This is a genomic window from Sphingomonas sp. (genome assembly GCF_003248515.1).
GTDB lineage: Bacteria > Pseudomonadota > Alphaproteobacteria > Sphingomonadales > Sphingomonadaceae > Sphingomonas_I.
This window is the reverse complement of record NZ_QFOB01000013.1, coordinates 53,740-76,756: the sequence shown is the minus strand read 5'-3', so window position 1 is coordinate 76,756 and position 23,017 is coordinate 53,740. Positions and strand designations below refer to the sequence as shown.

The window sequence follows — 23,017 nt, the reverse complement described above, 5'->3', positions numbered from 1 at the left end:
AATCCTTATCCCGCACACCCGTTTTCCCCCGAGAAGCTTTACGCGCCTCACGCCTAGGTGAGCCGCCGGTGCCGCATCCCGCGGCCGGAGGCACATCCGATGTCCGATCTCCTGTGGCTGGCGGTGCTTGCCGGCCTGTTCCTGCTCACGCTCGCCTTCGTGCGGCTGTGCGACGCGGCCTGAGCCGATGACTCTTCCGCTCGCTCTGGCCGGCGCCGTGGCGCTTTCCCTTCTCGTCTATCTGGTCGCCGTGCTCGTGCGACCGGAAAGGTTCTGACATGACGCTCGCAGGCTGGGCGCTCATCGCGCTCTTCATCCTTATCCTCGCCGTGCTGACCAGGCCGGTCGGGCAATGGCTGTTTGCCCTTTATGAAGGCCGGCGCACGCCGCTCCATGTCGTGCTGGGCCCGGTCGAGCGCGGCTTCTACCGGCTTTCCGGGATCGATCCGGCCAAAGAGCAGGGCTGGCGCGCCTATGCGCTCCACATGCTGCTGTTCCAGCTTGCGACGACATTGCTCACCTATGCGCTGCTGCGCGCGCAGGCGGTGCTGCCGTTCAACGATCGCGCGATGGCGGGCGTCGGCGCGGATGGCGCGATGAACACCGCCATCGCCTTCGTCACCAACACCAACTGGCAATGGTATGCGGGCGAAGGCACGCTTTCGAACTTCAGCCAGATGCTGGCCCTGGCGCTCCACAATTTCCTGTCGGCTGCCACCGGCATCGCCATCGCCTTCGCGCTCTTTCGCGGTTTCGCCCGGCGTGAGGCGAAGACGATCGGCAATTTCTGGGCGGATCTGACGCGCGTCACCCTCTATCTGCTGCTGCCCGTATCCCTTCTCTACGCGCTCTACCTGATCTGGGCGGGCGTCCCGCAGACGATGGCCATGTCCGTCGATGCGACGACGCTGGAGGGCGCCCGGCAATCGATCGCGCTGGGGCCAGTGGCGAGCCAGGAAGCAATCAAGATGCTCGGCACCAACGGCGGCGGCTTCTTCAACGCCAATTCAGCGCATCCGTTCGAGAATCCCAGCGCCGTCACCAATCTCGTCCAGATGCTCTCCATCTTCACGCTCGGCGTCGGGCTGACATGGACCTTCGGCAAGGCGGTGGGCAACACCCGGCAGGGCTGGGCGATCCTTTCCGCCATGGCGATCCTCTTCGTGGCTGGCGCCGCCTTGGCCTATGGGATGGAGGCCCATGGCAGCCCCACGCTCCAGGCCCTCGGCCTTTCGGGTGGCAACATGGAAGGCAAGGAGGTGCGCTTCGGCATCGTTGGATCGGCGCTGTTCGCGGCCGTCACCACTGCCGCATCCTGCGGCGCGGTCAATGCGATGCACGACAGCTTCACCGCGCTGGGCGGGCTCGTGCCGCTGTTCAACATGCAGCTGGGCGAAGTGATCGTCGGCGGTGTCGGCGCGGGCATTTACGGCTTCCTGCTTTTCGCCATCCTCGCCGTGTTCGTGGCGGGGCTGATGGTGGGGCGCACGCCCGAATATGTCGGCAAGAAGATCGAGGCGCGCGAAGTGAAGCTCGCCGTGCTGGCCATTGCGGTGCTGCCGCTGATGATCCTGGGCGGCACCGCCATCGCCAGCGTCACGCAGGCCGGCCTCGCGGGGCCGCTCAACAAGGGTCCGCACGGCTTTTCGGAGATCCTCTACGCCTTCACCTCGGCGGCGGCCAACAATGGCTCGGCCTTCGCCGGTCTCACCGCGGGCACGCCTTTCTATAACGGGCTGCTGTCGGTGGGTATGTGGCTGGGCCGCTTCTTCGTGATCGTGCCGGTGCTGGCGATCGCCGGCAGCCTCGCCGCCAAGAAGCACACGCCCGCCACCGCAGGCTCCTTCCCCACCACGGGGCCGCTCTGGGTGGGGCTGCTCGTCGGCATCATCCTGATCCTCGGCGGGCTCACCTTCCTGCCTTCCCTCGCGCTCGGGCCCGTCGCCGATCACATCGCGACGCTCCACGGCCAGCTCAACTGAGGCCTGTCATGACCACTCCCACCTCGATGTTCTCGGCCCAGCTCGTCGGGCCCGCCATGGGCGATGCGGTGCGCAAGCTGAGCCCGCGCCAGCTCGTGAAAAACCCGGTCCTGTTCGTGACGGCCTCCGTCGCGGCGCTGCTGACGATCCTCGCCCTCATCGGCGGCGAGCCCGTCCGCGCGGGCTTCCAGATCCAGCTGATCGTCTGGCTGTGGCTCACCGTGCTCTTCGGCACCTTCGCCGAGGCGCTGGCGGAAGGCCGCGGCCGGGCGCAGGCGGCGAGCCTACGTGCCACCAAATCCGATCTGCGCGCCAAGCTGCTCACCGGCGTCGGCGAGACCTATGAGATCGTCCCGGCCACGCGGCTGCAAAAGGACGAGATCGTGCTGGTCGAGACGGGTGACCTGATCCCGGCCGATGGCGAGGTGATAGCGGGTGTGGCCTCGGTCAACGAAGCCGCGATCACCGGCGAGAGCGCGCCCGTGATCCGCGAGGCAGGCGGTGATCGTTCGGCCGTCACCGCCGGCACGCGCGTCATCTCGGATCGGATCCGCGTGCGCGTGACGGCCGAGCCGGGCCAGGGCTTCCTCGATCGCATGATCGCGCTGGTGGAGGGCGCCGAACGGCAGAAGACGCCGAACGAGATCGCGCTCACCATCCTGCTCGTCGGCCTCACGATCATCTTCCTGATCGCGGTCGCGACCATACCGAGCTTCGCCTCCTATGCGGGCGGCGCTGTACCGGTCGCCATCCTGGCGGCGCTGCTCATCACCCTGATCCCCACGACCATCGCGGCACTGCTTTCCGCCATCGGCATTGCCGGGATGGACCGTCTCGTCCGCTTCAACGTGCTTGCCAAATCGGGCCGCGCGGTGGAGGCGGCGGGCGATGTGGACGTGCTGCTGCTCGACAAGACCGGCACGATCACGATCGGCGATCGCCAGGCCAGCGCCTTTCGCCCCGTATCCGGCGTCACCGAAACCGAGCTGGCCGAGGCGGCGATGCTGGCCAGTCTCGCGGACGAAACGCCCGAAGGCCGCTCGATCGTGGTGCTGGCGCGCGAAAAGCATGGCCTGTCGCGCGCGCTTCCGGCCGATGCAGAAGCGATCCCCTTCACCGCCCAGACGCGCCTTTCGGGCCTGAAGACAGCGGAAACGCTCGTCCAGAAAGGCGCGGTGGATTCCATCCTGCGCGCCTATCCGGATCTCGGCAAAAGCGCCGCCGCCACCGAATTGCGGCGCGCGACGGAGGAAATCGCGCGCGCCGGACAGACGCCGCTCGCCGTCGTCCGCGACGGGCGCCTCCTCGGCGCGGTTGCGCTGAAGGATGTGGTGAAGGCCGGCGTGCGGGAACGCTTCGGCGAACTGCGCCGCATGGGCATCCGCACCGTGATGATTACCGGCGACAATCCGCTCACCGCCGCCGCCATCGCCGCCGAGGCGGGCGTGGACGATTTCCTCGCGGAAGCGACGCCGGAGGACAAGCTGGCGCTGATCCGGAAAGAGCAACAGGGTGGCAGGCTCGTCGCCATGTGCGGCGACGGCACGAACGATGCACCGGCGCTGGCGCAGGCCGATGTCGGCGTGGCGATGAACACCGGCACGCAGGCCGCGCGTGAGGCCGGCAACATGGTGGATCTGGACAGCGATCCCACCAAGCTGATCGAGGTGGTGGGTCTCGGCAAGCAACTGCTGATGACGCGCGGTGCACTCACCACCTTCTCGGTCGCCAACGATGTCGCCAAATATTTCGCGATCATCCCGGCCATGTTCGTCGCGCTCTATCCGGGCCTGGGCGTGCTGAACGTGATGGGGCTTTCCAGCCCGGAAAGCGCGATCCTGTCCGCGATCATCTTCAATGCGCTCATCATCCCGGCGCTGGTGCCGCTGGCGCTGAGGGGCGTGACCTACAAGCCGATGGCGGCGGGTCCGCTGCTGGCCCGCAATCTCGCCGTCTACGGGCTCGGCGGCCTGCTCGCGCCCTTCGCGGGCATCAAGCTGATCGATCTCGCCGTCAGCGCCCTCCACCTCGCCTGAGGACATCTCCCATGCTCACCGAACTGAAATCCGCGCTGCGCCCGGCGATCGCGCTCACCCTGCTCTTCTCACTGCTGCTCGGCCTTGCCTACCCCCTCGCCCTCACCGGCATCGGCCAGCTGCTCTTCCCGGCGCAGGCCAATGGCAGCCTCGTCCGTAGCGCGAACGGGCGGGTGATCGGCTCCGAGTTGATCGGCCAAACCTTCGCCAGCCCCGCTTATTTTCACGGGCGGCCGTCCGCCGCCGGCAAGGGCTATGATGCGCTGGCATCCTCCGGCTCGAACCTCGGCCCCGCCGCCCGGGCGCTCGCGGATCGCGTGCGCGCGGAAAAGGCCGCGCTCCTCTCCTCATCCCGCTCGTCATCCGATCTCAATGTTCCGCCGGATCTGGTGACCACCTCCGCCTCGGGGCTCGATCCCGATATCAGCCCCGAGGCGGCTTTTTTTCAGGTCGCGCGCGTGGCGGCCGCCCGGCATGTCGATCCGGCCAGGGTCCGGGCGCTGGTTGAGGCGCAGGTCGACAGACCCCTGCTCGGCTTCCTGGGAGAGCCGCATGTGAACGTGCTCGCGCTGAACCGCTCCCTCGACCGCGCCGCCACACGCCCCTAGACCGGACGCATGGCCCGCGACCCGCGCATCCTGATCGTCGAGGACGACGCCGCGATCCGCAGGCTGCTGCGCGCGGCGCTGTCGCGGGCGGGCTATGATGTGATCGAGGCTGGCAATGCGCGCGAGGCACTGGCGGCCGCCGATATCGATCGGCCGGATGCGGTGCTGCTGGATCTCGGCCTGCCCGATCGCGACGGGCTGGAACTGATCCAGCTTCTCCGGGCGAAGGGCAATGCGGTGCTGCTCGTCGTCTCCGCCCGCATCGACACGGCCGAAAAGGTCACCGCGCTGGATCTGGGCGCGGATGACTATCTCACCAAGCCCTTCGATACGGAGGAGGTGCTGGCCCGGATCCGGACCGCGCTGCGCCACCGCCGCAACGAGGCGGCCGAAGCCGAATGCGTCGAGATCGGCGCGATCGTGATCGATCTGGCCCGCCGCCGCGTGCTGCGCGATGGCGAGGCCGTTCACCTGACTCCCAAGGAATATGATGTCCTCGCCGCACTCGCCCGCCATCCCGATCGGGTGATCGGCCACGTGCAATTGCTGCGGTCCATCTGGGGACCCGCGCAGGAGCGCAATGTGGAATATCTCCGCATCGCCGTGCGCGCGCTGCGCCAGAAGCTGGAGGCCGATCCCAGCCGCCCCCGACTCATCATCAACGAGCCCGGCGTGGGCTATCGCCTGCTGGCGGGGGGCTGACCGGGCTTCACGCCCCACCCCCCGCCCGCAGGAAGTGATCAGACCACGACCGATCCCAGCCCGTTCGACCAGGGCAGCTCAGGACCGAGCGGCACGATGCAGGCGGGGTTGAGCGCCCTGATCGAATAATAGCCGCGCTTGATATGATCGAGGTTCACCGTTTCGGCGATGCCCGGCACGGTCAGGATGCGGGCGAGATAGGTGCTCAGCGCGCGATAGTCCGCGATGCGGCGCAGATTGCATTTGAACAGGCCGAAATAGGCCGCGTCGAAGCGCACCAGCGTCACGAACAGGCGAATGTCCGTTTCGGTCAGTCGATCCCCGAACAGGAAGGGGCCGCCCGCATCGAGCCGTGCCTCCAGCCGGTCCAGCATGCCGAAGACATCACGGAACGCCTCCTCATAGGCGCCCTGCGTGGTCGCGAAGCCCGCACGATAGACGCCGTTGTTCAGGAGCGGATAGATTTCGTCGTTCAGCGCATCGATCCGCGCGCGCAGATCTTCCGGCACGAGGCGGATCTCGTCCGTCGCCAGATCGCCGAAACCGGTATCGAACATGCGCAGAATATCCGCGGATTCGTTGCTCACGATCGTGTCGGTCCGCTTGTCCCACAGCACCGGCACGGTGGCGCGGCCGGTATAAACGGGGTCCGCGTGCGTATAGAGCTGGTGCATGTAGGTGGCGCCCTGAAGCGGATCGCGATCCGCCCCGCGATCGTCGCCGAAGCGCCAGCCTTCGTCGGTCAGCACCGGATCGACCACCGAGACCGAGACGATCTCCTGAAGCCCCTTCAGCCGGCGCGCGATCAGCGTGCGCGAAGCCCATGGGCAGATCAGCGCGACATAGAGATGATAGCGCCCCGCCTCGGCCTTGAAGCCGGCGTCGCCCGTCGGGCCTGCGCCGCCATCGGGCGTCACCCAGTGGCGGAAGCCGGAAACCTGGCGGACAAAGCCGCCCGCCTCGTCCGTGGCCTGAACCGGCTGCCAGTCGGCACTCCATCTGCCATTCACAAGCATGGATCAGGGCCTCCGCACGGCAAGGGCGACATCGACGCGGACATTGGCGGCGACAGCTTCCGTCCCCGCAAACTGCCCCTGCCCCACGCCGAACCAGCGCCGGAAGCGAGCCGCGCCCCATTGGCCGGGGCGCGGCGCTTGGCGATCAATTGTTCTTCTCGAAGGCGACGCTGATCTTGATGCGCACCTCATCGCTCACGGCGGGCACATATTTGCTCACGCCGAATTCGGAACGCTTGAGCGTGCCCGTCGCGCTGAAGCCGATCGTATAGGCCTTGCTCATCATGTTCACGCCCGCGCCGCCGAAGGTTGCATCCAGCACCATCGGCTTGCTCACACCGTGCATCGTGATCGTGCCGGAGATACGCGCGCTGTTCGCGCCGGTCTGGACGACCTGCTGCGAGACGAAGCGGATCGTCGGATATTTGGCGGCGTCGAACCAGTCGGCGCTCTTCAGCTCGCCATCGAGGATCGAATTGGTGGTCGAAATGCGCTCGACGGGCAGCGAGACATCCAGCTTGGCCGATCCGATCGCCTTGGGATCCAGCGTCAGCGATCCGGTCGCGCCCGGGATCACGCCGAAGAAATCGTTGAAGCCGAAATGGTTGACGGTGAATTCCGCCAAAGTGTGATTGGTTTCCACCTTGTAGGTTCCCGCCTGGACGGATGCGGGGGCGATCGGCGTCTGGGCGATCGCGGCGGAAGGAATGGCGGCCGCCAGCAGCAGGGCGGCAAACGAAATGGACTTCATCAGAAAGCTCCGGCGAACGACGCGATCGAACGATCGCGGCAGGGATGAAAGCCCGGCCAGGGCGGATGCCCGGCCGGTCGCAGCCGATATGCAGTTTCACGTTATCATTGATAATCCGCACATATGTGGAATATGTTCAAACCCACAGTTTAAGATCACCACTCCGTGGCGAGGGCCGGCAGGCGCTCGACCAGAAAATCGATCCATGCGCGGGTTTTGGCCGCCGGAAGTCGCGTGGGGTGCGTCACGGCATAGATGGCGCCCAGATCCATGACTGGCGCGTCCAGTTCGAACTCGACCAATTCTCCGGTGGCGATCCAGCCCGCCATCATGAAGCGCGGGCTATAGACGATGCCGAGCCCGGCGCGCGCCGCATGGACGAGCGCCTCCCCATTATTCGCCCGCAGCGTCCCCTGGATCGGCACGCGGATGCTGCCATCCCGGCCGAATCCCCAGACATCGCTGCCGCCGACCAGCGGCGCCAATGTGTAGCCCAGGCAATTATGCCGCCCCAGATCGGCGACGCCCCCCGGGCGGCCGTGACGCTCCAGATAATCGGGCGATGCGCACAGGCACAGACGGCCGGAAGCGAGCTTGCGCGCAATCAGGCCGCTATCGGCCAGCCGGCCGATGCGGATCGCCATGTCCCAGCGCTCCTCGAGCAGATCCACATAACGATCGTTGAGGCCCAGCTCGACCGTGACCTGCGGATGCCGTGCCCCGAACTCCGCCGTGATCGCGCTCAGATGCATGACCCCGAACGTGACGGGTGCGCTGACGCGGAGCAGCCCTTCAATTTCCACGGAGCGGGCCGAAACCTCCGCTTCCGCCTCCGCCAGTTCGCCCAGGATGCGTTCGGCCTTGTCGAGATAGTCGCGTCCCGCCTCCGTGAGAGACAGGCGCCGCGTGGTGCGGTTGACCAGGGTCGCGCCGAGCCGCGCTTCCAGCGCATCGACATGTTTGGCCGCCATCGTCGCGGATATCCCCATCTGGCGCGCCGCCGCAGACAGGCTGCCGAGGCGCAGGGCCAGCACGAACACCTCTATGCCGGCCAGCCGATCCGCCATGCTCCGTTTCCTCCGCCCGAATAACCGATCGATCGCCATGCTATGGCAACATGGCTGGCTTCGGGCCAGCGTCAGCCTGGCCCAACCCTCTATATTCTCATGTATATAAAGTTATTCATGAATTCAGGGCATGATTTCATGCCGATCTCAGCATGTATTGGATCGGCCGCTGTAGCGTTACCATCTGGCGCCTATCGGGCGGGAGGGGAAACGATGTCCACGCAAGGGTCTCCGTCATTCACGCTGTCCCGTCGCGGCGTGCTGGCCGCGGGCGCGGCATCGGCCGCAATCGGCGGTATCCCCAAGGAAGGAGAAAGCGTGCCCCCTCTTCCCAGCCCCGCCACCATGCCGGTTTCCTTCTCGGTCAACGGCAAGCCGGCGGACCTTGTGCTGGACACGCGTACCACCCTGCTGGATGCGCTGCGCGAGCATCTGAAGCTCACGGGCACCAAGAAGGGCTGCGATCATGGCCAGTGCGGCGCCTGCACGGTGATCGTGAACGGGGAGCGCATCAATTCCTGCCTCAGCCTCGCCCTCCAGCATCAGGGCGATGAGGTGACGACGATCGAGGGGATCGGCACGCCTGCGAAACTCCATCCGATGCAGATCGCCTTCATCAAGCATGATGGCTATCAGTGCGGCTATTGCACGCCCGGCCAGATCTGTTCGGCCGTATCCGTATTGAGCGAGATACGGCGTGGCGTGCCGAGCCATGCGCAGGCCGACATCACCGCCAGACCGGACATTACGAATGCCGAAATGCGCGAGCGGATGAGCGGCAATATCTGCCGCTGCGGCGCCTATTCCAACATTCTGGAGGCGATGGCCGAAGTCGCGGGAGCCGGCGCATGAGGAGCTTCACCTACGAACGCGCCTCCTCCCCGGCGCAGGCCGCGCAGGCCGTGGCCAGCCACCAGGGCGCGAAGTTCCTGGCAGGCGGCACCAACCTGCTCGATCTGATGAAGCTGGAGATCGAGACGCCGACGCATCTGGTGGACGTGCAGGATATCAGGCTCGACCGGATCGAGCGCACCGACGCGGGGGGCCTGCGGATCGGCGCGCTCGTTACCAATACCGCGCTGGCGGTCGACGATCGCGTCCGCAGCGATTATGGCGTGCTCACCCGTGCGATCGTGGCGGGCGCCTCCGGCCAGCTGCGCAACAAGGCGACGACGGCGGGCAACCTGCTCCAGCGCACGCGCTGCCCCTATTTCTACGATACCAACCAGCCCTGCAACAAACGCAGGCCGGGCTCGGGCTGTGGTGCGATCGGCGGAGTTTCCCGTCAGCTCGCCGTGATCGGCACGTCCGACCAGTGTATCGCCACCTACCCCGGGGATATGGCGATCGCGCTGCGCGTGCTGGATGCGACCGTCGAGACGGTGAAGCCGGATGGCTCCACCCGCGGCATCCCGATCGCCCAGTTTCATCGCCTGCCCGGCACCTCCCCCGATCGCGACAATGTGCTGGAGCGCGGTGAGCTCATCACGGGCGTCACCCTGCCCCGGCCGATCGGTGGCACGCACATCTATCGCAAGGTGCGCGATCGGGCGTCCTATGCCTTCGCGCTCGTCTCTGTCGCGGCAGTGATCCAGAAGGACGGGAGTGGCCGCGTCGCCTTCGGCGGCGTCGCGCATCGACCGTGGCGGGTAGAGGCGGCCGAAGCCGCCATGCCGCAGGGCGCCCGTGCCGTGACGAATCAGGTGTTCGCAGGCGCCCAGCCGACCGGGCAGAACGGGTTCAAGATCCCGCTGGCCGAGCGCACGCTGGCGGCCGCGATCGCACAGGCGAGGAGCTGAGGCGATGAAGTTCGACACGCCCGCCGGCCGCAATCCGATCGATCAGCTCCGGGTTGTCGGCCGCCCGACGGATCGCATCGACGGCCCGCTCAAGACGAGCGGCACCGCGCCTTATGCCTATGAGCGGCATGATGCCGTGCCCGATCAGGCTTATGGCTATATCGTCGGCGCCGCGATCGCCAAGGGCCGGATCACCGCGATGGACACGCGCGCGGCCAAAGCGGCGCCGGGTGTGATCGCGATCGTCACGACGCTCGATCACGCCGCTCCGCTGCCGCTTGGCATGATGAACACCGCGCATCTGTTCGGCGGGGCGGACATCGCGCATTATCATCAGGCCATCGCCGTGGTGGTGGCCGAAACGTTCGAGCAGGCGCGCGCCGCCGCCGCCCTGATCCGCACCGATTATGCGCGGGGCAAGGGCCAGTTCGATCTGGCCGCGCTGGCGCCCACCGCACCGTTCGAGCCGGACGGACGGGGGCCGGGCGCAAAGGATATCGATCGCGTCGGCGATTTCGCGACCGCCTTTGCGGCCGCACCCGTCACGATCGATCAGGTCTATACGACGCCCGACGAAAGCCATGCGATGATGGAGCCTTTCGCCACCATCGCCGCCTGGCAGGGCGAGAAGCTCACCGTCTGGACATCGAACCAGATGATCGCGTGGGGCAAGGCCTCGCTCGCAAAGACACTCTCCCTGAAACCCGAAAATGTCAGGCTGGATTCGCCCTTCATCGGCGGCGGCTTCGGCGGGAAGCTGTTCCTGCGTGCCGATGCCGTACTGGCGGCGCTGGGCGCGAAGGCGAGCGGACGCCCCGTGAAGATCGCGATGCAGCGCCCGCTGATGATGAACAACAGCACGCATCGCCCGGCGACGATCCAGCGCGTCCGGCTCGGCGCCACGCGAGACGGAAAGCTGACGGCGATCCATCATTCCAGCACGAGCGGCAATCTGCCCGATGGCTCGCCCGAGGGTGCCGTGGCGCAATCCAAGCTGCTCTATGCCGCACCCCACCGCGAATTCTGGATGAAGCTCGCGGTGACCGATCTTCCCGAGGGCAATGCGATGCGCGCGCCGGGCGAGGCGCCCGGCCTGATGGTGCTGGAAATCGCGATGGACGAGCTTGCCGAAAAGCTCGGCATCGACCCCATAGAATTGCGCATTCTCAACGATACGCAGGTCGATCCGGCCCAACCCGACCGCCCCTTTTCCGAACGCCATCTTACGGAATGCCTGCGCACGGGGGCGGAGAAATTCGGCTGGTCGCGCCGCCGGGCCGGGCCAGGCCAGGTGCGCGATGGGCATTGGCTGATCGGCATGGGCGTGGCGGCCGGCTTCCGCAACAATCTGCTGATGAAATCCGCCGCGCGCATCCGGCTCGAAACGGGGGGCAAGCTCACGATCGAGACGGACATGACCGACATCGGCACCGGCACCTATACGATCCTCGCGCAGACCGCCGCCGAGATGCTGGGCGTCGACATTGGCGACGTGACCGTGAAGCTGGGCGACAGCGACTTTCCCGCCTCCGCCGGATCGGGCGGCCAATGGGGCGCCAACAACAGCACGGCCGGGCTCTATGCCGCCTGCGTCCGGCTGCGCGAGCAGGTTTCCGGGAAGCTCGGCTTCAATGCGGCCGACACGCACTTTGCCGACGGCAAGGTCACTGCCGGCAACCGATCCGTCCGATTGGCGGACGCCGCCCGCGACGGGCCGATCATCGCGGAGGACGGCATCGAATATGGCGCGCTGGACAGGACGTTCCAGCAATCCACCTTCGCCAGCCATTTCGTGGAAGTCGCGGTCGACAGCTATACGGGCGAGACACGCATCCGCCGGATGCTCGCGGTGTGCGATGCCGGCCGCATCCTCAATCCCAAGACGGCGCGCAGCCAGGTGATCGGCGCGATGACGATGGGCGTGGGCGGCGCGCTGATGGAGGAACTGGCCGTCGACACGCGCTTCGGCTTCTTCGTCAATCACGATCTGGCCGGCTACGAGGTCCCGGTCCACGCCGATATCCCGCATCAGGAGGTGATCTTCCTCGATCATCCCGACGACAAATCATCCCCGATGAAGGCGAAGGGCGTTGGCGAACTCGGCCTGTGCGGCGTGGGTGCCGCCATCGCCAACGCCATCTACAATGCGACGGGCGTGCGCGTGCGTGATTATCCGATCACGCTGGACAAGCATCTGGAAAAGCTGCCCGTCATCGCCTGATCGGCCGCCTCACCAGTCGCGAGTGACGGCCAGCCGCAGGGTGCGCGGGCGCACCGGCGTATATTGATCCCCGCTCGCCACTCCGAACGGATTGCCCAGCGCGAAGCGATCGCCTCCCGCATTGGCGATATTGTCGATCCCCACGTCGATCCGCACCCGATCGCGCCGCCACGCCCCCTTGAGATCGAATGTCGCATAGCCGCCCTGGCGCAAATTCAGGAGCGCCACGGGATCGAGATAGGATGGGCCGACATAGCGCCCCGTCACCGCGACATTGCCGGCGCCCCCCGCCAGCGGAATATCGTAGCCGAAGCCGCCCGCCGCCGAGAAACGCGGCGTATCGGGCAGGCGCGTCACCCGGATGTTGGGTGGCAGATCGGGCCTGTCGAAGCCGCGATTGTCGGCGAAGAAGAAGCCGCCATTCACCTGGAGCCTCTCCACCGGTGACCAGTCGAACGTGCCTTCCACGCCGGTGATGCGCCCGTTCCCGACATTGGCGGTGAACGGGAAGCCACGCGAATTGACGAGATCGGCCTGGATGTGGCGCCACGACGCCTTCGAGATCGCGATCGTCCCGCCCAGGCCGCGCGCCGAAGCCTTGGCGAGGCGCAGGCCCGTTTCGGCTACGCCGATCGAATCCGATTTGAAATTGGCGATGCGCCCCACGCCCTGCGCGACGCTCAACCCACCGGTCCGAAAGCCTTCGGCATAGCGGCCATACCAGGCGAGCCGGGGCACGATCTGCCAGGACCAGCCGATCACCGGATCCACGCGGGTCTGGCTCTGCCCGCGCACGAAGCTGCTGCCGCGCGTGACGATCGAGGGATTGCTGTCGATGCGCGCATAGGTGAGGCGCGCGCCGCCCGTGATCGAAAGCCGCGTCGTCAGCGGGAGGGTCGCCTCCCCGAACAGTGCGGCGCTATGGACCCGATTGGTGACGCCCACGATGCTGCGCGTTTCGTTCGGATTGCCATATTCGCGCGCGATCTCGTCCCGGTCGTGCAGCCAGCTTGCGCCGATTATCCAGCCACCATGGGGGCCATCCGGCCGCGTCAGCCGCAATTCCTGGGTGAACTGCCCGTTGCGATTGTGCGTATCATAGGCGATCGGCAGCGTCGGCACGATGCTGGCATCGAAGCGATCGTCCACCTTCGAATGGATGATGCCGGTGGCCGAGAGCAGCGTCAGGCCATTGTCCCATCTTTTGGTTACTGTCAGCCGGCCGAGATAGAAATCGTCCTCGAAGGGCTGGGCGATGGCGGAACGCCGCGTGAGCGGCTTCATCGATCGCGAGGCATATTGGGAATCCGCCGCATCGATCGACTGGGCGACGCCGCCCAGATTGATCGACCAGCCATCGCCGGGCGTGAGGGCGAGCGCGAGGCGGGCGCCCCTCGTTTTCGTATCGTTGATATTGTGGAGATCGCGATAGCTATCGTCGATATAGCCGCCGTCGCGATAGCGATAGGCAACGCCGCGCAGCGCGATCCTGTCGGAAAGGATGGGGACGTTCAGCATCCCCGCCAGCCCGTTGCCCAGATCCGATCCCTGCCCCGCCGCGACGCTGGCCGTGACGGACGCCGCCATCTTCTTCGCGTCGGGCTCGCGTGGCGTGATCCGGATCACGCCGCCGATCGCCCCCGCGCCATAGAGCGTGCCCTGAGGCCCTTCCAGCACCTCGACCCGATCGACATCGTACAGCTTCAGGTTGGGATCCGGGCCGTTATAGGCGAGCTGCACCTCACCGAAATAGACGCTGGTGGTCGCCTGCGTCGGCCCCATGAAGCTGCTGTCGGCGATACCGCGGATGAAAAGCTTGTCGCGCCCGGCGCCCAGCGCCGTGCTTTGCAGCGTCGGCGCTTCCGCCATGGCCTCCACCAGCCCGCGATCCCCCGCTACCGACTGGGCAGTGTAGGCGCGATCCACGATGGAGATCGATCCGGGATAGCGGAGCAGCGAAGTCCCGCGCTTGTTGGCGGTGACGATGATGTCGCCGGTGGCGACAACGGGCAGGATCGCAGCCTTGGAATGCGTGCGCCGGGGCGGCTCGGGCACGAGGCGAAAGCCGCCTCCCGCGATCGGGGTCGCGATCAGCCCCGTCCCGTCCAGGAGCCGGTCCAGCGCACGCCCTGCCCCCATATGCCCCCTTACGCCGGGGCTGCGGAGGCGCGCGATCCCGGCGCCGGCCGCCCCGACATCGATCCCGCTCTGCTGCGCGAACATCGCCAACGCCGCATCCAGCGATGACGGAGGGACGGCGAAACGGACCTCCCCACTGGCAGCGGCACCCGGTGCCGCGAGGATCAACGCCAGGCCGGCGGCGGCAATCGCGTCAGTTCGGCGCATCCCTTGTCGAGGTCAGGATCCAGCCGGATCCGGCGCGTCGTGCGGACAGCCCCGTGAGATTGGCCACATGTGTCGCATCCTGCTCGGCATTGCCCGCAAGCCGGATCGATCCGGTAAACGGCATATCCGCCACGGGCGTGGCAACGGTCAAGTCATGGCCGGTGGTGCGCCGAATCTCCGCCGCCACCTCCCGCAGTGCCGCTTCCCGGAATGCCAGCCGCCCCTGGCGCCAGCCGCCGACAGCCTCGGCCGGAACGCTCCGGACGAGGATGCGATCGTCACCGGCCCGCGCGGAGAGCGCCATCCCCTTGTGCAGCGTCAGCCGCTCGCGATCGGGCTGATAGGTGACGGCGCCTTCCGCCACCTGCACGCCGAGCCGGCCGGCCTCGTTCGAAACATCGAAAACCGTGCCGACATCGCGCAGCACGACATCGCCAATCGCCACCTGGAAAGGTGCCGCGGGATTGTGGCGGACGTGGAAAACGGCCTGCCCGCGCACCAGCGAAACCTGCCTCGGGCTATCCATCACCAGTTCGGTGCCGCCATTCATCTCCACGCGGCTGCCGTCCGCCAGCGTCATCTCCCGCTTTTCGCCCGGCGCCGTCACGATCGAGGACGGCGCGGCCGCGCCGGGCTGGGTCGAGGGAAGATACACCATCGCCGCCATGGAGGCCGCGAGCGCCCCGCCCGCCACCGCGATCCAGCCGCGCCGCTTGCGCCAGCCATCCCGCCGTCCCTCGATCCTGACGACCGAGCCCTGCGCCTCGGTCGCGAGGTTCAGCATGGGTGCTGCAAGGATATCGTCTTCGAGGACCCGATTATAAGCGGCGGCATGCTCCGCATCCGCCTCCAGCCATTCGGTGAAGCGCAGCCAATCATGCTCCGATGCCGTCGACAGGCGCAGATGCCAGTCGATGGCGCAGTCGACGATATCTGCCCCCTGAACGGTCACGTCCTGTCCTCCTTGGACGAGAGACGTTGCTGCGTCTGCGAACCCGCAATATTTTCCCGCCCGGCATCGTGAATGCACCGGTACGCCTGCTGCAACAGTTTCTCGACCAGACTGAGCGACACGCCCAGTTCGCGCGCAATCTCCTTCTGCGGCATTCCATCCAGCCGGTAAAGGCGGAACGCGCGGGCCGTCCTTTCAGGCAGCGTCGCGATCGCCGCCTCCACATGCGCGAGCCGTTCGCGCGCGATCATCGCATCGGTCGTGCTGGGCAGTTCGTCCGCGCCGGGCTGCACCTCCACCCAGCTCGTCTCGCGCACATTGCGCCACAGATCGGATCTCCGCCGATCGATCGCGAGATTGTTCGCCGTCTTGAAGAGATAGGCGAGCGGGCTGGAGATCGGCCCGAACGTGCCGTGCTGGAGCTTGATCCAGAGCTCCTGGAGAACATCCTCGGCCTCGTCCTGATTGCCCAGGCGCGCCACGAGCATGCGCTGCAGCTTCGCACGCTCCTGAAGATAGACGGCGCGTATCCCGGAATCGGTCATGCCGCCTTCTCCACGTCCCGCATGAAAAAAGCGAGCAGGAGGAAGAAGGCGATCAGATTCTGGATCAGGACGTGCCAGCCCGCGCCGTCGGTGCCGAGCCGGGAGAGCAGCACGGGCAACAGCGGATACAGCGCGACGTTGGTGACGAGCGCCACCGCCACCGATCGCCCGGGGCGCCCCAGCGCCGTCAGCGCCGCCGCGGACGGCGCCGACGCCAGCGCGCAGGCGCGGCCGATGCCGACGAGCACCAGCAGCATCCCCGCCGCCGCGAAACTGTGCCCGCCCAGTGCCACGACCAGCGCATCGCCGAAGCGCGTGAGCGCCACGACGATCGCGATGCCCGCCGCCATCGCGATCGCCGTGCTGCGGATCACGGTGCTGCGCAGTTGCGGGAAAAACCGGTTGGCGACCTGCTCGGCCAGCACCGAATAGCTGGCCTGCGACAGAAGCACCGCCGGCTGCTGCAAAAGGTTCGTCGCGCGCTGCGCCAGGGCCAGCATGCCCGCCGCGTGCGGCCCGACCAGCCAGCCGACGGTGAGCGGAATGAGGTTCGGCGTCAGCTCGCGCAGCGTGATGTCGAAATTGGTGACGGTGATGAACCGGAAGAAGCCGTCATGCTCATCCAGAACGCCCCGCCACGGGCCGAACAGCGTTTGGCCTTTCACCAGCCGTCGCCAGGAAGGCAGCGCCAGGATCCACATCGCCACACCCTCGGCCACGGACGAGGCGAGCCAGACGATCAGATAGCCCGCCAGCCCCCCGCCCAGCATCCAGACGATCAGCACGCCGATCATCCGGGTGACCGGAGACACGGTCTGGTGCAGCGCGATGAGATCGAAGCGGTCCGCCAGTTGCAGCACGCCCTGTGGCGTCGCGCGCACCGTGGCCGCGACGGCGAGACTGTAGATCATGGCGATCTTCGTCACCTGATCGGACCAGCCCAGATGCGGCGCGATCAACGGGGCGCCCACCGCCGCGACGATCACCGCCGCCACGCCGCAGCCCAGCTCCAGCAGCGTCATGAAGCGGATGAGCCGGGCGAGGCCCGCGCGATCCTCCCGCGCCAGGATCAGCGCGCCATAGCGCACGACGCCGTGAAAGCCGGAGAAGGCGACGATGCTGCCGACGGTGACGGCATAGGCATTCACCAGCATCAGCACGCCATAATCGTTCGCGCCGAGCTGATGCGCGACGATGACGAGATAGACGAGGCTCAGCAGCCCCGCCGCCGCCTTGCCACCGAGCAACTTCGCGAGATTGCCGAACAGCCGCCGCAACCCGGAAGGGAGCGGCGCCGGCGATGCGGGGATCGGGCTTTCTGCGGGCGACACCGGCTTCCTTTAGGGGCGTGCCCGGCAGGCTCAAGCCTCGATGCCATCAAAATCCGTAAACGGATCGCGCTGAAAAAAACGACTGCGGGAATGGCCGATCGGCGCCGTCATGGTGGCATGAAGATCGGATTCCTGTTCAATCACGACCAGATCCATCAGGTCGCGCATTCGCTGCCCATCGCGGTGGCGCTTCGCCGGGCCCATCCCGATGTGGAGATCGTCGCTGCCGTGACGACCGATGCACTGGCGGCGGAGGTCACGCGGCTTTCGGTGCTTCTCGGCGTCTATCTGCCGATCGTGCGCCTTGGGCTCCGCCGGACCGGTTCGCGTGTCGCCAGCGCCCTGCTGGAGGCGGTGGTGCCCGTTTCCAAGATCGCCATCTATCGCGACAATCTCGATTTCTTCCGCAAGCTCGACGCTCTAGTTGTGGCCGAGAAGACATCGCTGCTGCTCAAGACCCGCTACAGGCTGGATCACCTCAGGATCATCCACACGCGCCACGGCGCCGGCGATCGCGCGATCGGCTTCAACAAGGCGAGCGCGCAGTTCGATCATGTGCTCGTCTCGGGCAGCAAGATCGTCGAGCGGCTATCGCGCGATGCCGGCGTCGAGGCGAGCCGCATGAGCGTGGTCGGCTACCCCAAGTTCGATCTCATGGAGACGAAGCTTCCCCCGTCGCCGTTCGCGGATCCCACGAAGCCGACGGTGCTCTACAATCCGCACCCGTCGCCGCATCTTTCCTCCTGGTTCGCGCACGGGCAGCAGGTGCTCGACCATTTCCTGAAGGATGATCGTTTCAACCTGATCTTCGCGCCGCATGTGATGCTGTTTCACCGGCCGTTCGTGGTGACGATCGACAAATTCCGCATCGATCGTCCCGGCCGGATCGATCCGCGCGTGCTTTCAGCGCCGAACATTCATGTCGATCTGGGCAGCCGGGCCTCCACGAACATGACCTATACCCGCATGGCCGACATCTATCTGGGCGACGTGAGCAGCCAGATATACGAATTCCTGTACACGCCGCGCCCCTGCCTGTTCATCAACAGCAATGGCGCGGATTGGGCGAACGACCGGAATTACACGCACTGGCAGGCGGGCGAGGTGATCCCCGATCCCTCCGATCTCGGCGCGGCGCTGGATCGCGCCATTGCGGGCCACGATCGCTATCGCCCGGTGCAGCGAGCCCTGTTCGACCGCAGCTTCGAGCTGACGGCGGAGCCTTCCTCGGCGCGCGCGGCGCGCGCGATCATGAGCGTGCTCGGCCATGCGCCGACCACCACCGCGATGCCCGATCGCATGCCGGCGATGCCGGCGATCGGCTCGCCCGCCCACGCCGCCTGACATCCCTTCCCTTGGCAAGCCGCCGCTGAGCGGGCACGAACGCGGGCATGCCTTTACGCAAGGACATATGGCGACCGGCGATCGTCGGGGCGCCGATCGCGAACATCATCGCGAAGGGATCGATCGAAGGCTTCGCACGCCACTGGCTGCCGCCGATGGAGTCGTTCCGGTTCATGGCGGATCCTTTCGGCCTGTGGCGTGACGGGCGCCTGCATGTCTTCGTCGAGGGTTATGATTATCGCGATCGCGTGGGCTGGATCGAGGCGCTCGTCTATGATGCCGATTATGCGCTGATCGAGCGCGGCCCGGCGCTGATCGAGCCCTTCCACCTCTCCTACCCCTATGTGTTCGAGGCGGACGGCGAGACGTGGATGCTGCCGGAGGCGCACAAATCGGGCCGCCTCACCCTCTATCGCGCGCGGGAATTTCCCTATCGCTGGGAAGCAGCGCACGTAATCGCGGTGGATCATGTGCCGATCGACGCGACCCCGTTATTCCATGATGGCCGCTGGTGGCTTTTCTATACGTCGGCGGATGCGGAGGAGGACAAGACCGGCGCGCTCTACGTCGCCCATGCGGATCGGTTGACCGGACCGTGGACGCCGCACCCGGCCAATCCCGTCCGCCGCGATCCGGCCGGCTCCCGCCCGGGCGGCACCCCGTTTGTGCGCGATGGCAGGATCACCCTCCCGGTGCAGGATTGCAGCGCCACCTATGGCGGAGCGATCAGCCCGCTGGTGATCGACCGGCTGACCCCCGAGGTCTTCTCCGCCACGCTCGGCAAGCCGCTCCGCGCGCCCGCCGATGCGGCGCCCTTCGTGGAGGGGCTGCACACATTGTCCGGCGCGGGCGACATCACGCTCGTGGACATGAAGCGCACCGAGCTTTCGCTCCACGGCCTTTCCATCCAGCTCGGCGAGCGCATCCGGCGAGAGATTCGCAAACGGCGCTGAGCCCTCCTCGCCGACGGCCGGTGCCTTCCGTCTAGGTGCGCGCCTGGAAGGTGCTGATCCGATCCAGGATCGCCTTGCCCGCGGCCTCGAACGTCGCTGGCCCATAATGGGTCAGCAGGCGCTCCCGCCCTGCGGCGCCGAGCACGGCCAGCCGTTCCGGCTGCCGCAGCAGATCCGCGAGCGCCGCCGCCAGCGCGGCCGGATCGCCGGGCGGCACGAGCCGCCCCACCCGATCGTCGATCGATCGGGTCAGCGCCCCCACGGCCGATGCCAGGACAGGGAGCCCCGCCTGCATCGCCTCATGCGCCGCGATGCACAGCCCCTCCGATCGCGAAGGCTGCACATACAGGTGCAGCCCGGCAAGAAAACTGGCCGGATCGACATAGCCCGCCAGCCGCACATGGGAGAGGCCGGCGCTCGCGATCGCCTGTTCGAGCGCCGATCGCTCGGCCCCGTCGCCGCCGATCGCGACCTCCCACGCCACGGGCAGAGGCGGCAGCATCGCCAGCGCCGCGATCAGCACATCATAGCCCTTCACCGGATGAAGCCGCCCCAGCGTGCCGATGCGGATCGTCTCGCCCGGCTTCCAGGCCGGCGCCTGCATCGCATCGGGATCCGCACGGAAGATCGGCCAGGTCATGAGGCGATCGGGGCCGATGCCGAGCCGCTCGGCCGTGAGATCGCTGATCATCTGCGAATCCCCGATCCACAGCCGCGAAAGCCGGTTCAGCCGGCGCAACAGGAAGAGATTGGCGGGCTTGAGGAATGCCGCATGCTGCCAGCTGACGACCGGCAGACGCAGACGCAGGCCCACCAGCTGCCCCAGCAACGTCGCGCGCGTGAGCGATGTCCAGATCACGGTGGGCCGCCAGGCGCGCAGCTCGCGATCCAGCCAGCGCGCGGCGGCGGCATGATCCTTTTCGCCGCCGGGGCGGACGGTGACGGCCAGCCCCGCCGCCTCCATCGGCGCCACTGCCCGCCGATCGCGCGGGGTCAGCGCGAAAATGCGGACCTCGGCGCCCAGCCGACGCAGCACCGCCGCCACCGAGGGCACCGGCAGGGCAGCGCCGCCGCCTTCCACCGAATTGATCACATAGGCGATGCGGATCGGACGGGTCACACCCGGCGCGTAGCCAGCTCCGCGAAGAAGTCCAGATACAGCCGCGCCACATGGCCCAGCCGATGGCGATCCACCGCCACCGCCAACTGCGCGGCATCCGGAGCGGGGCGGGCCAGCATCGTATCGATTGCCGCCGCCATGCTCGCCGCAAAGCCCACCGGCACCACCATCCCGCGATCGGGCGAGGTGAGCAATTCGCTGGTGGCCGGCGTACAATCGGTGGCGATCACCGGTCGGCCGGCGGCCAGCGCCTCGATCATCACGGCCGGATAGCCTTCATAATCGGAGGACAGGACGAACAGGCGCGCGCGATCCAGCCACGGGCGAATATCCGGCTGATAGCCGGCCAGCGTCACGCGATCCTCCAGATTCAGCGCGCCGATCAGCGCGCGCAACCGCCCCTCATCAGGCCCTTCGCCCACGATCGTCAGCATCGCATCGGGATCCCTGGTCCGTGCGAAGGCCTCGATCAGCATGCCGAAGCCCTTTTCGGGAACAAGCCGGCCGGCGGCCATCACCATCCGTCCTTCGGCCTGCGTCGGCGGCGGCAGCACATCATCCAGCGCCGGCGAGGGGATGGATCGCACCGCCGGGCCGGAGACGATATCCTCCACCTGCACGCGCGCCGCGCCGGAAAGCGCGATCAATCCGTCCGCTTTCTTCAGCAGGCGACGCATCTGCCAGTCATAGGCACGCTGGCGGACGGGGCCGCGCTGCGGCTTGCACACCGCCGCGCTGATTTGCGCCGCGACGACCGGGCGGCGCCCCCGCGCCATCCGCGTCAGCCGGTGCGCGACCGGCCAGTGATAATTGCCGGGCACGAACACCGCATCCACGGGATCGCGCGCGAATTCCTCTGCCGCCGCGATCGCGAGGCGCCCCCTGTCGCGTTGCGCGCGCGGCAAGGCCGGCTCGGCCGCCAGCACCGGAATATTCTTCCCCAGAAAGCTCCTGAGCGGCCCCGTATCCTCCCCGCAGAAGACGCGCACGTCCACGCCCTGCTCCGCCCAGGCCCGGCCGAGGCGGACGGCGATCCGCTCCGTGCCGCCCAGCGCGAAATCATGCAGGACGATCCCGACAGACGTGATGGCCATCGGATCGTTACCGCGACGCGACGGTGATCGGCGCCGCTGTCTTCGCCGCGGTCAACAGATAGGAGGCGACATAGCCGACATGATCGGAAAGCATCGCGCCGCTGGGATCGCGCCCGAACAGCCCATTTATGGCTGCGATCTTCACGCCGGTGCGCGGGCCGGGCGAATAGAATTGCCAATCCCGCGCCCGCCTGTTGCTGAAGCGCAGATCCGCGATGTTGCCTTTCGCGCAGGCAGGGTCGGGCAGGCAGGCCGTCATCGCCACGTTGAGCGGCGCATCCGTGCGCCACAAGGCGGTGCTGCGCGCCAGATAGGCCCGCCGCTCGATCTTCGGCCCGACATTCAGATCGCCGGCGAGGATGAAGGGATCATGCGCGGGAACCACATCGCGAACGAAGGTGCCCAGCGCATCCATCTGCCGCTGATAGGCATAGAGCGCGCGTTCGTTGGAAGCATGCGAGGCGACGCGCGAATTCAGGTGCGTCGCGACCAGCGAGACCGGATCGGCGACGCCCGGCACCCGGATCATCACCGCCAGCGCGCCCTTGTTGGCCAGGCAATCGAAGCCCGCACAGGCGAAGGCCGGATAGGCCATACGCCGCACCGCGACGATCGGATAATCGGAGGCGATGCGCAGGCCGCTGTCCAGCCACTTGCCCTGCGTTTCCCCCCGCCACAGACTGGCGCCGGCCGCGAAGGCGCGATCCGCCGCCGTCTGCGCGGATGCGCCCGCCAGCGTCTTCGAAGGACCATCCACCACATAACGATAGCCAGCCTGCCGGGCGATCGCCTTGGCCTCCGGCGAGAAAGCCTCCTGCAGCACGATCACGTGCGGCTGCCTGCCGTGCGCGCGCAGCCCGTTCAGCGTCGACGATATCCGGGCCAGCTTCGCCGCGCGCCCGAACCGCACGGGCCAGGGCAATCCCTCGACATTGTAGGTCAGGATCGAGAGGCCGGCCGCTTCCGGCGTGGAAACCTTCGTGGCCATTGCGGGGAGCGGCGCCAGCGCCAGCACCCCCAAGGCCAATCCCCGCCCCAACACCATTCGCATGTTCATCAACAACGTCTCCGCCTCGATCCAGAGACGGGGCCGATCCGAGACTTCCGCACAGGATTTCGTTGCCTCGCGCAGCGGCCCGAAGGCGCGACG

At 67.1% G+C, this 23,017-nt stretch carries 21 protein-coding genes; 11 read left to right on the top strand and 10 right to left on the bottom strand.

Annotated elements, in window-relative coordinates; translation table 11 throughout:
* Positions 1-57 precede the first annotated feature (57 nt).
* From DI605_RS17950 to DI605_RS17925, 6 genes are read left to right on the top strand one after another with little or no spacing between them, the layout of a single operon-like run.
* On the top strand, positions 58-183 hold the full coding sequence (locus DI605_RS17950) for a hypothetical protein (protein WP_293976594.1): 126 nt from the start codon (positions 58-60) through the stop codon (positions 181-183).
* Positions 184-187: 4 nt separating this feature from the next.
* Positions 188-277: a K(+)-transporting ATPase subunit F gene (gene kdpF / locus DI605_RS17945; protein WP_293976592.1), complete on the top strand. Its 90-nt coding sequence runs from the start codon at positions 188-190 to the stop codon at positions 275-277.
* Position 278: 1 nt separating this feature from the next.
* On the top strand, positions 279-1,982 hold the full coding sequence (kdpA, locus tag DI605_RS17940) for a potassium-transporting ATPase subunit KdpA (RefSeq protein WP_293976590.1): 1,704 nt from the start codon (positions 279-281) through the stop codon (positions 1,980-1,982).
* Positions 1,983-1,990: 8 nt separating this feature from the next.
* Positions 1,991-4,018, top strand: a complete 2,028-nt coding sequence (gene kdpB, locus DI605_RS17935) for a potassium-transporting ATPase subunit KdpB (RefSeq protein ID WP_293976588.1) — start codon at positions 1,991-1,993, stop codon at positions 4,016-4,018.
* Between the two features lie 11 nt (positions 4,019-4,029).
* On the top strand, positions 4,030-4,626 hold the full coding sequence (gene kdpC, locus DI605_RS17930) for a potassium-transporting ATPase subunit KdpC (protein ID WP_293976587.1): 597 nt from the start codon (positions 4,030-4,032) through the stop codon (positions 4,624-4,626).
* A 9-nt stretch (positions 4,627-4,635) separates the two neighbouring features.
* Positions 4,636-5,328: a response regulator transcription factor gene (locus tag DI605_RS17925; RefSeq protein WP_293976585.1), complete on the top strand. Its 693-nt coding sequence runs from the start codon at positions 4,636-4,638 to the stop codon at positions 5,326-5,328.
* Positions 5,329-5,366: 38 nt separating this feature from the next.
* On the opposite strand, the gene DI605_RS17920 is transcribed toward DI605_RS17925, so the two are convergent.
* The 3 genes from DI605_RS17920 to DI605_RS17910 all read right to left on the bottom strand — a co-directional run bounded on the left by DI605_RS17920 (position 5,367) and on the right by DI605_RS17910 (position 8,162).
* Positions 5,367-6,344, bottom strand: a complete 978-nt coding sequence (locus DI605_RS17920; protein WP_293976583.1) for a glutathione S-transferase family protein — start codon at positions 6,342-6,344, stop codon at positions 5,367-5,369.
* A gap of 145 nt (positions 6,345-6,489) precedes the next feature.
* Positions 6,490-7,095 (bottom strand): YceI family protein, encoded by a 606-nt coding sequence (locus tag DI605_RS17915; protein WP_293976581.1) that lies wholly within the window; start codon positions 7,093-7,095, stop codon positions 6,490-6,492.
* 155 nt (positions 7,096-7,250) lie between these two features.
* Positions 7,251-8,162: a LysR family transcriptional regulator gene (locus DI605_RS17910; protein WP_293976579.1), complete on the bottom strand. Its 912-nt coding sequence runs from the start codon at positions 8,160-8,162 to the stop codon at positions 7,251-7,253.
* A gap of 213 nt (positions 8,163-8,375) precedes the next feature.
* Here DI605_RS17910 and paoA point away from each other — a divergent pair, with 213 nt between their 5' ends.
* The 3 genes from paoA to paoC are packed head-to-tail and all read left to right on the top strand — an operon-like array spanning position 8,376 to position 12,182.
* The gene (gene paoA, locus DI605_RS17905; RefSeq protein WP_293976577.1) at positions 8,376-9,014 is read left to right on the top strand and encodes an aldehyde dehydrogenase iron-sulfur subunit PaoA; all 639 of its coding nucleotides are present in this window, start codon (positions 8,376-8,378) and stop codon (positions 9,012-9,014) included.
* The gene (locus tag DI605_RS17900; RefSeq protein ID WP_293976575.1) at positions 9,011-9,961 is read left to right on the top strand and encodes a xanthine dehydrogenase family protein subunit M; all 951 of its coding nucleotides are present in this window, start codon (positions 9,011-9,013) and stop codon (positions 9,959-9,961) included. The genes paoA and DI605_RS17900 overlap by 4 nt, the downstream gene beginning before the upstream one ends.
* 4 nt (positions 9,962-9,965) lie before the next feature.
* On the top strand, positions 9,966-12,182 hold the full coding sequence (paoC, locus tag DI605_RS17895) for an aldehyde oxidoreductase molybdenum-binding subunit PaoC (RefSeq protein ID WP_293976573.1): 2,217 nt from the start codon (positions 9,966-9,968) through the stop codon (positions 12,180-12,182).
* A 9-nt stretch (positions 12,183-12,191) separates the two neighbouring features.
* Here paoC and DI605_RS17890 read toward each other — a convergent pair whose 3' ends face one another.
* The 4 genes from DI605_RS17890 to DI605_RS17875 are packed head-to-tail and all read right to left on the bottom strand — an operon-like array spanning position 12,192 to position 17,356.
* Positions 12,192-14,528 (bottom strand): TonB-dependent receptor, encoded by a 2,337-nt coding sequence (locus DI605_RS17890; protein ID WP_293976571.1) that lies wholly within the window; start codon positions 14,526-14,528, stop codon positions 12,192-12,194.
* Entirely contained in the window at positions 14,515-15,480 is a 966-nt protein-coding gene (locus DI605_RS17885; protein ID WP_293976569.1) for a FecR domain-containing protein, read from the bottom strand. Before DI605_RS17885 ends, DI605_RS17890 begins: the two co-directional genes overlap by 14 nt.
* Complete coding sequence (locus DI605_RS17880; RefSeq protein WP_293976567.1) at positions 15,477-16,025, bottom strand: RNA polymerase sigma factor; 549 nt, start codon at positions 16,023-16,025, stop codon at positions 15,477-15,479. The genes DI605_RS17885 and DI605_RS17880 overlap by 4 nt, the downstream gene beginning before the upstream one ends.
* Complete coding sequence (locus DI605_RS17875; RefSeq protein ID WP_293976565.1) at positions 16,022-17,356, bottom strand: oligosaccharide flippase family protein; 1,335 nt, start codon at positions 17,354-17,356, stop codon at positions 16,022-16,024. The genes DI605_RS17880 and DI605_RS17875 overlap by 4 nt, the downstream gene beginning before the upstream one ends.
* A gap of 117 nt (positions 17,357-17,473) precedes the next feature.
* Between DI605_RS17875 and DI605_RS17870 the strand changes: the two genes are divergently transcribed.
* A complete protein-coding gene (locus DI605_RS17870; protein WP_293976645.1) occupies positions 17,474-18,700 on the top strand; it encodes a hypothetical protein in 1,227 nt (408 codons plus the stop codon).
* A 47-nt stretch (positions 18,701-18,747) separates the two neighbouring features.
* Entirely contained in the window at positions 18,748-19,653 is a 906-nt protein-coding gene (locus tag DI605_RS17865) for a formyl transferase (RefSeq protein ID WP_293976563.1), read from the top strand.
* Positions 19,654-19,684: 31 nt separating this feature from the next.
* Here DI605_RS17865 and DI605_RS17860 read toward each other — a convergent pair whose 3' ends face one another.
* Genes DI605_RS17860 through DI605_RS17850 form a run of 3 tightly spaced genes read right to left on the bottom strand, consistent with a single transcriptional unit; the run spans position 19,685 to position 22,924 of the window.
* Positions 19,685-20,773 carry a glycosyltransferase family 4 protein gene (locus tag DI605_RS17860; RefSeq protein ID WP_293976561.1) on the bottom strand — a complete coding sequence of 363 codons (1,089 nt, stop codon included), beginning with the start codon at positions 20,771-20,773 and terminating at the stop codon, positions 19,685-19,687.
* Positions 20,770-21,867: a glycosyltransferase gene (locus tag DI605_RS17855; protein ID WP_293976559.1), complete on the bottom strand. Its 1,098-nt coding sequence runs from the start codon at positions 21,865-21,867 to the stop codon at positions 20,770-20,772. The genes DI605_RS17860 and DI605_RS17855 overlap by 4 nt, the downstream gene beginning before the upstream one ends.
* A gap of 7 nt (positions 21,868-21,874) precedes the next feature.
* On the bottom strand, positions 21,875-22,924 hold the full coding sequence (locus DI605_RS17850) for a sphingomyelin phosphodiesterase (protein ID WP_293976557.1): 1,050 nt from the start codon (positions 22,922-22,924) through the stop codon (positions 21,875-21,877).
* Between the last annotated feature and the right edge of the window lie 93 nt (positions 22,925-23,017).

What these genes read in the sequence shown, in the direction of transcription:
- kdpF (WP_293976592.1), top strand. Translation starts at nt 188, where the DNA reads ATGACTCTTCCGCTCGCTCTGGCCGGCGCCGTGGCGCTTTCCCTTCTC.
- kdpA (WP_293976590.1), top strand. Translation starts at nt 279, where the DNA reads ATGACGCTCGCAGGCTGGGCGCTCATCGCGCTCTTCATCCTTATCCTC.
- kdpB (WP_293976588.1), top strand. Translation starts at nt 1,991, where the DNA reads ATGACCACTCCCACCTCGATGTTCTCGGCCCAGCTCGTCGGGCCCGCC.
- kdpC (WP_293976587.1), top strand. Translation starts at nt 4,030, where the DNA reads ATGCTCACCGAACTGAAATCCGCGCTGCGCCCGGCGATCGCGCTCACC.
- DI605_RS17925 (WP_293976585.1), top strand. Translation starts at nt 4,636, where the DNA reads ATGGCCCGCGACCCGCGCATCCTGATCGTCGAGGACGACGCCGCGATC.
- DI605_RS17920 (WP_293976583.1), bottom strand. Translation starts at nt 6,344, where the DNA reads ATGCTTGTGAATGGCAGATGGAGTGCCGACTGGCAGCCGGTTCAGGCC.
- DI605_RS17915 (WP_293976581.1), bottom strand. Translation starts at nt 7,095, where the DNA reads ATGAAGTCCATTTCGTTTGCCGCCCTGCTGCTGGCGGCCGCCATTCCT.
- DI605_RS17910 (WP_293976579.1), bottom strand. Translation starts at nt 8,162, where the DNA reads ATGGCGGATCGGCTGGCCGGCATAGAGGTGTTCGTGCTGGCCCTGCGC.
- paoA (WP_293976577.1), top strand. Translation starts at nt 8,376, where the DNA reads ATGTCCACGCAAGGGTCTCCGTCATTCACGCTGTCCCGTCGCGGCGTG.
- DI605_RS17900 (WP_293976575.1), top strand. Translation starts at nt 9,011, where the DNA reads ATGAGGAGCTTCACCTACGAACGCGCCTCCTCCCCGGCGCAGGCCGCG.
- paoC (WP_293976573.1), top strand. Translation starts at nt 9,966, where the DNA reads ATGAAGTTCGACACGCCCGCCGGCCGCAATCCGATCGATCAGCTCCGG.
- DI605_RS17890 (WP_293976571.1), bottom strand. Translation starts at nt 14,528, where the DNA reads ATGCGCCGAACTGACGCGATTGCCGCCGCCGGCCTGGCGTTGATCCTC.
- DI605_RS17880 (WP_293976567.1), bottom strand. Translation starts at nt 16,025, where the DNA reads ATGACCGATTCCGGGATACGCGCCGTCTATCTTCAGGAGCGTGCGAAG.
- DI605_RS17870 (WP_293976645.1), top strand. Translation starts at nt 17,474, where the DNA reads ATGAAGATCGGATTCCTGTTCAATCACGACCAGATCCATCAGGTCGCG.
- DI605_RS17865 (WP_293976563.1), top strand. Translation starts at nt 18,748, where the DNA reads ATGCCTTTACGCAAGGACATATGGCGACCGGCGATCGTCGGGGCGCCG.
- DI605_RS17855 (WP_293976559.1), bottom strand. Translation starts at nt 21,867, where the DNA reads ATGGCCATCACGTCTGTCGGGATCGTCCTGCATGATTTCGCGCTGGGC.
- DI605_RS17850 (WP_293976557.1), bottom strand. Translation starts at nt 22,924, where the DNA reads ATGAACATGCGAATGGTGTTGGGGCGGGGATTGGCCTTGGGGGTGCTG.